Genomic DNA, 6,057 nt, shown 5'->3' with positions numbered 1-6,057 from the left:
CACCGCCCCGCACCGGGCCTGCTGCGCGGCAACGCCGCCTCCGCGCTCGCGGGCGCCGCCCGGGAACTGGACCGCTGGGGGCGCCGCCACGGCCGTACGGACGTCGCCGCCCGCGCCGTCTCCCTGGCGGCCGAACTCCTCGCGCACCCCCTGCTCGCCGGGACCGGAACCCTCACGGGCACCGCCTTCCGGCGCCGCAGCTGCTGTCTGTACTACCGGGTGCCCGGCGGGGGCGTCTGCGGCGACTGCTGCCTCGTACGGCCGCCCCGCTCTTCCCCACGCGCCCCGTCTGGGTGACCATGAAGGGAACGTCCGCTCAGACAGGGGGTTCACGGGTGCGAGTGGGACTGCTGACACGGGAGTACCCCCCGGACGTGTACGGCGGCGCGGGAGTCCATGTGGAGTTCCTCGCCCGGGGACTGCGGCCCCTGGTGGACCTGGAGGTGCACTGCTGGGGCGAGGGCAAGGCGGACGGCGTGCTGCGCCACCGCCCCTGGAGCGCGCTCGACGGCGCCAACGACGCGCTGCGCACCTTCTCCGTGGACCTCGCCATGGCCGCCGCCCTCCAGGGCCGCGACCTCGTCCACTCCCACACCTGGTACGCCAACCTCGGCGGCCACCTCGCCAAGCTGCTGTACGGCGTCCCGCACGTGATGACCGCCCATTCCCTGGAGCCGCTGCGCCCCTGGAAGGCCGAGCAGCTCGGCGGCGGCTACGACCTGTCGAGCTGGGCCGAGCGCACCGCCGTCGAGGCGGCCGACGGCGTGATCGCCGTCTCCGGCGCCATGCGCGACGACATCCTCGCCTCCTACCCGGCGCTGGACCCGGCCCGCGTGCACGTCGTGCACAACGGCATCGACACGGACCTGTACCGCCCCGACCCCGGCACCGACGCCCTGGACCGGATCGGTCTCGACCGCTCCCGCCCGTACGTGCTGTTCGTCGGCCGGATCACCCGGCAGAAGGGCGTGCCCCAGCTGCTGCGGGCGGTGCGCGGCATCGACCCGGCCGCACAGGTCGTGCTGTGCGCCGGCGCCCCGGACACGCCCGAGATCGACCGGGAGTTCCGCGAGCTGTACGAGGAGCTGAGCCGGGTCCGCGAGGGCGTGCACTGGATCCCGCGGATGCTGCCGCGGCCCGAGGTGATCCAGCTCCTGACGCACGCCGCCGTGTTCGTCTGTCCCTCGGTGTACGAGCCGCTCGGCATCGTCAACCTGGAGGCCATGGCGTGCGGCACCGCCGTGGTCGCCTCCCGGGTCGGCGGGATTCCCGAGGTCGTGGCGGACGGCGACACCGGGGTACTCGTGGACGCGGACGACGGCTTCGAGGCGGGCCTCACGCGGGCGCTCGACTCGGTCCTCGGCGATCCGGGGGCGGCACGGCGGATGGGCGAGGCGGGCCGGGAGCGCGCGGTCTCGGAGTTCGGCTGGGGCGCGGTGGCCCGCCGTACGGCCGGGCTCTACGAGGAGATCCTCAAACAGGCTTAGTCCCGCTCGTCCGGGGCAGTGTTGGGAAAATTCGGCGTGAGGGGAGCGACCGTGCGTCGTGGAGGTCCTTCGGTCCTGGGAATCGTGCTCGCGGGCGGCGAGGGCAAGCGCCTGATGCCCCTCACGGCGGACCGCGCGAAACCGGCGGTCACCTTCGGCGGCACGTACCGCCTGGTCGACTTCGTGCTGTCCAACCTGGTCAACGGCGACATCCTGCGCGTCTGCGTGCTCACGCAGTACAAGTCGCACTCGCTGGACCGGCACATCACCACCACCTGGCGGATGTCCAGTCTGCTCGGCAACTACGTCACCCCGGTCCCCGCCCAGCAGCGCCTCGGCCCGCGCTGGTACCTGGGCAGCGCCGACGCGATCCTGCAGTCGCTGAACCTGGTCCACGACGAACGGCCGGAGCACGTGGCCGTGTTCGGCGCCGACCACGTGTACCGCATGGACCCGCGCCAGATGCTCGCCCAGCACATCGAGAGCGGGGCCGGGGTCACGGTGGCGGGGATACGGGTGCCGCGCTCGGAGTCCTCCGCCTTCGGTGTGATCACGCCGGGCCCGGACGGACGGTCCGTGGACCGCTTCCTGGAGAAGCCCACCGACCCGCCCGGACTGGCCGACGACCCCGAGTGCGTGTTCGCCTCCATGGGGAACTACATCTTCACCACCAAGGCGCTCGTCGAGGCCCTCCACCGGGACGCCGAGGACGAGAACTCGGCGCACGACATGGGCGGTTCGATCCTGCCCCAGCTCACCGAGCGGGGCGAGGCCCACCTGTACGACTTCAGCTCCAACCACGTGCCCGGCGAGACCAGCCGCGACCAGGGCTACTGGCGCGACGTCGGCACGCTGGACGCGTACTACGAGGCGCACATGGACCTGATCGCCGAGCGCCCCGCGTTCAACCTCTACAACCGGCAGTGGCCCGTCTACACGCACTCCGGCCAGCTCTCCCCGGCCCGCTTCAACGCGGGCGGCATGGCGAGCGAGTCGATCATCAGCGCCGGCTGCCTGATCCGGGGCCAGGTCACCCGGTCCGTGCTGTCGCCGGGCGTGGTCGTCGATCCGGGGGCCGTCGTGCAGGGCTCGGTGCTGCACGACAACGTGCACGTCGGGCGGGGCGCGGTGGTGCGCGGCGCCGTGCTCGACAAGAACGTCGAGGTGCCGCCGGGCGCGACGATCGGCGTGAACCCCGAGCGGGACGCGGAGCTGTACACGGTCTCCAAGGGCGGGGTGATCGCGCTGGGCAAGGGACAGCTCGTGCCCTAGGGACGGAGTGGGAGGCCCCGGTCGGCTGTGACCACCGGGGCCTTTGTCATGTCCCTGGACGGATGACGGAATCCGTGCTGTTATGCCAAGTACTGTTCTTTGACAACGTTGTACGAGTGAGTGCAGCGCACAGAACAGAACACGCACAGCATCAGAGACACGTACTGAGCAGCGAGCCGTCACCTTCCTCACCGACGGAGGATCCGTGCGCATCAGACGACTCAGGAACCGATTCGCGCTTCTGCTGGCCGCCGCGCTGGGAGTCACCGGACTCACCGCGGCCGTCCCGGCCGCGACCGCGGCACAGGACGAGCCGGTGGAGATCCACGGACTGAAGGGCGAGTACTACACCCAGTCCGCCCCCGGCGCCTTCGACTTCCACCGACTCGAGGCCACCGCCTTCGACCCCGGCCTCGACTTCGACAACCTGGAGCCGCGCCTGAACCTCACCACCGGCCGGTCGGACGACGTCAGCGTCCGCTGGACCGGGAAGATCGTGCCGGAGCGGACCGGCGCCCACACCTTCTCGGTCAGCGCCGACAACGGCTTCCGCCTGTGGATCGACGGCGAGATCGCCATCGACCACTGGATCGACGACTGGGACCGCGAACAGACCGCCGAGCCCGTCGAACTGACCGCCGGCCGCGCCCACGACATCAAGGTCGAGTACTTCGAGCACTACGGCGGCTCCAACTTCCACCTGCGCTGGACCGAGCCCGGCGGCAGCAAGGAGCCCGTACCGCAGTCGGCGTTCCGCCTCCCGGACGGCTTCGACTACGACGGCGCCCTCGCCGCCACCGTCCTCGCCTCCGGCCGCACCCTGAAGCTGGACTTCCCCCGGCCGCTCGCCGCGCCCCCGGCCGGTTTCACCGACCACTTCGACGCGGTGATCGGCGGCGCCGACTGGCCCCTGGAGTCGGCGCGGCCCGACCCGGCCGACCCGAAGGCGCTGCTCGTCACGCTCGCCGAGCCCGTCGTCGGCAACAGGACCGGCACGGCCCGCGGCAGCGCCGACATCCGCTACGACGGACAGGGCGGCCTGACCGCCGCCGACGGCGACCCCGTGGACGCCTTCCTGAGCAGCGGCCCCAACCGCTCGACCCACGAGCTGAGCACCGAGTGGACCGACGAGGTGGGCCCGGACAACGCCCTCCCCGAGTACCCGCGCCCGCAGCTCACCCGTGAGAAGTGGCGGAACCTCAACGGCCGCTGGCAGTTCGCCGCCGCCGAGGAGGGCGAGCAGCCGCCCGTGGGCAGGACGCTGAAGGAGCGCATCCTCGTCCCGTACCCGGTGGAGTCCCGGCTCTCCGGCGTCCAGCGGCACGAGGACCGCATGTGGTACCGCCGCACCTTCACCGTGCCCCGCGACTGGCGCATCGGCTCCGACCGGCGCCTGCGGCTCAACTTCGGCGCCGTCGACTGGCGCTCCGAGGTGTACGTCAACGGCACGAAGGTCGCCACGCACGAGGGCGGCTACGACAAGTTCGGCGCCGACGTCACCGACGCGCTGAAGCCCGGCCGCACCCAGGAACTCATCGTCGGCGTGTACGACCCGACCGACGCCGCGGACGGCGAGAACCCGCCGCTCGGCAAGCAGCGCCTGGACCCCAGCGGCATCTGGTACACCCCCAGCTCGGGCATCTGGCAGACCGTCTGGATGGAGCCCGTCGCCCGCGACCACGTCGACTCCCTCAAGCTGGTCCCGGACGTGCCCGGCGAGCGGCTCACCGTGGAGGCGAAGGGCGTCCGGGACGGCGTACCGGTCAGGGCGACCGCGTACGAGGGGCGGCGCAAGGTCGCCACGGCCGCCGGCCGCACCGGCGAGCCGCTCGCCCTGGGGATCCACGACCCGCGCCTGTGGTCGCCCGACGACCCGTTCCTGTACCGCCTGGAGGTGACCGTCGGCGCCGACCGCGTCGGCAGCTACTTCGGGATGCGCTCCGTCACCGTCGAGAAGATCGACGGCGTGCCGCGCACGGTCCTCAACGGCGAGCCCGTCTTCCTGATGGCCACCCTCGACCAGGGCTTCTGGCCCGACGGACTGCACACCGCGCCCACCGACGAGGCCCTCGCGTACGACCTGAAGGCGCACAAGCGGCTCGGCTTCAACTCCGTGCGCAAGCACATCAAGGTCGAACCGGACCGCTGGTTCCACTGGGCCGACCGGCTCGGACTGCTGGTGTGGCAGGACATGCCCGCCATGACGGCCGGGAAGAACCCGGGCGCCGAGGCCCGCGCCCGCTACGAGCGCGAGATGAAGCAGATGATCGACGAGCACATCAGCAGCCCGTCGGTCGTCATGTGGGTCACCTTCAACGAGGGCTGGGGCCAGTACGACATCGGCCGGATCGCCGAACAGGCCAAGGCCTGGGACCCCAGCCGGCTGGTCAACAACCAGTCCGGGCTCAACCTGGGAGCCGACGGGAACGCCGGCGACATCATGGACGAGCACGGATACCCCAGCCCCGCGCTGCCGCCCCGTCCGGACGGGAAACGCGCCCTGGTCAGCGGCGAGTACGGCGGCCTGGGACTCGCGGTGCCCGGACACGCCTGGTCCGTGCAGCAGTCGTACGTCGACGTGGACCCGGCGACCTACACCGATGACTACCTCACCAAGCTCGACGAGGTGCGCGCGCTGATGTGTCTGGGCGGCAACGGCGCCGTCTACACCCAGATCACGGACGTCGAGGGCGAGCTCAACGGTCTGCTCACCTACGACCGGCGCGTGATGAAGCCGGACGTGGCCCGGGTGAAGGCCGCCCACGAGGCCCTGGTCCGGGACGCCTCACGGGCGCGGCCCGCGGGCTGCCCGACGGCGGGGGGCACCGCGCGATGAACCGTTCCTCCGGAGGGCCGCGCCCGTCCGGGTGGCGTCCGTCACCCGTGCGGCGGTGATCGCGCCGCGGTAGCCCCATCCGTCACCCCGTCCCGCCCCTTCCGCCGCACCGGCGGAAGGGGCGAAGACGTCACATGCTGTTGACTATGCGTAGCCAGATCGTACTTGACCGTAATCGGCCGGGAGCGATTGACTGCTGATCCGTTCCCGTCGTCGACGCGAGGCCCCGCCCATGACCGCAGATCCGCTCGCCCCTCTCGACCTGGCGTTCTGGAACATCGAGTCCGCCGGTCACCCCATGCACCTCGCGGCGCTCGGCGTCTTCTCCGCGGGCTCGCCCTCCGCGGCGGCCCACGCGGCCGACCTGCTGGCGTCCCGGGCCGCCGCCGTGCCGGGGCTGCGCATGCGCATCCGCGACACCTGGCAGCCGCTCACCCTGCGGCGCCCGCTGTCGGCGCTGCG

5 protein-coding genes are annotated in these 6,057 nt (G+C 71.9%); all 5 read left to right on the top strand.

The genetic code is table 11. From position 1 onward, the window contains the following. The coding region (locus B7767_RS28040) for a (2Fe-2S)-binding protein (RefSeq protein WP_143652666.1) at positions 1–297 on the top strand (297 nt) is incomplete at its 5' end. 38 nt (positions 298–335) lie between these two features. Further along, positions 336–1,487 (top strand): glycogen synthase, encoded by a 1,152-nt coding sequence (gene glgA, locus B7767_RS28035; RefSeq protein WP_085574609.1) that lies wholly within the window; start codon positions 336–338, stop codon positions 1,485–1,487. Positions 1,488–1,538: 51 nt separating this feature from the next. Further along, positions 1,539–2,759, top strand: a complete 1,221-nt coding sequence (gene glgC / locus B7767_RS28030) for a glucose-1-phosphate adenylyltransferase (protein ID WP_085574608.1) — start codon at positions 1,539–1,541, stop codon at positions 2,757–2,759. A 205-nt stretch (positions 2,760–2,964) separates the two neighbouring features. After that, positions 2,965–5,595 (top strand): PA14 domain-containing protein, encoded by a 2,631-nt coding sequence (locus B7767_RS28025; RefSeq protein WP_085574607.1) that lies wholly within the window; start codon positions 2,965–2,967, stop codon positions 5,593–5,595. Between the two features lie 232 nt (positions 5,596–5,827). Next, positions 5,828–6,057, top strand: a 230-nt coding sequence (locus B7767_RS28020; protein WP_218775825.1) for a wax ester/triacylglycerol synthase family O-acyltransferase, incomplete at its 3' end; no start/stop codon positions are given.

The sequence above is a fragment of the Streptomyces sp. 13-12-16 genome, assembly GCF_002114215.1.
Classification (GTDB): Bacteria; Actinomycetota; Actinomycetes; order Streptomycetales; family Streptomycetaceae; genus Streptomyces.
Note: the sequence above shows the minus strand (reverse complement) of the source record. Positions and strands in the feature narration are given on the sequence as shown.